Origin of the sequence: Shewanella sp. AS16, from assembly GCF_021412365.1 — a bacterium.
Taxonomy (GTDB): domain Bacteria; phylum Pseudomonadota; class Gammaproteobacteria; order Enterobacterales; family Shewanellaceae; genus Shewanella; species Shewanella salipaludis.
The window spans coordinates 1-290 of the sequence record NZ_JAKCLK010000279.1 but is presented as its reverse complement, the minus strand read 5'-3'; the positions used below and the strand labels follow the sequence as shown (position 1 = coordinate 290).

Annotated in this window: 1 protein-coding gene; it reads right to left on the bottom strand. The window is 51.0% G+C overall.

Going from position 1 to position 290, the window contains the following annotated elements; translation table 11 throughout:
- On the bottom strand, window positions 1-290 hold a 290-nt coding region (locus LZP73_RS20295), incomplete at both ends, for a DUF933 domain-containing protein (RefSeq protein WP_234236739.1).

The window sequence follows — 290 nt, the reverse complement described above, 5'->3', positions numbered from 1 at the left end:
TAATCTTTGCCTTCTGCACGCATTTTGCCTGCTTCTTTCGCGCCTTGTTCACCTTTGTAAGTGATGAAATCTTCAAACGAGATGGTTTGTGCACGGATAAAGCCTTTTTCAAAATCAGTATGGATTTTGCCCGCTGCCTGCGGCGCGGTTGCACCAACCGGAATGGTCCATGCACGCACTTCTTTCACCCCAGCGGTGAAGTAAGTTTGCAGGTTCAGCAGCTTATAACCGGCACGGATCACACGGTTCAGGCCCGGCTCTTCCAGCCCAAGCTCCTGCATAAACTCGTC